The organism is Bradyrhizobium pachyrhizi, assembly GCF_001189245.1.
GTDB lineage: Bacteria > Pseudomonadota > Alphaproteobacteria > Rhizobiales > Xanthobacteraceae > Bradyrhizobium > Bradyrhizobium pachyrhizi.
In genome coordinates this window covers 89,257-89,674 of the sequence record NZ_LFIQ01000089.1, presented here as the reverse complement: position 1 = coordinate 89,674, position 418 = coordinate 89,257, and the positions used below count along the sequence as shown (strand labels likewise).

General features: G+C 65.3%; 1 pseudogene. It reads left to right on the top strand.

Annotated features, from left to right (window positions below):
- Nucleotides 1-418 (top strand): annotated as a pseudogene (locus AKL29_RS21770) (SDR family oxidoreductase); the annotation flags it as partial.

Genomic DNA, 418 nt, shown 5'->3' with positions numbered 1-418 from the left:
GCCCGCTCGCTCGATGCGCGCAAGGAAGAGGAGATCACCGCCTTCCTCAACGACGCGGACAAGCATGCGCCGCTCGAAGTCTGTATCTTCAATATCGGCGCCAACGTCAATTTCCCGATCCTGGAGACCACCGAGCGCGCGTTCCGCAAGGTCTGGGAGATGGCCTGCTATTCCGGCTTCCTGGCCGGACGCGAGGCGGCGCGGCTGATGATGGCGCGCGGAGCGGGCAACATCTTCTTCACCGGCGCCACCGCATCGCTCCGCGGCGGCAGCGGTTATGCCGCCTTTGCCAGCGCCAAGTTCGGCTTGCGCGCCGTGGCGCAAGCGATGGCGCGCGAGCTCGGACCGAAGAACATCCATGTCGCGCATCTGATCATCGATTCCGGCGTCGATACTGAATGGGTGCGGCAACGCCGCC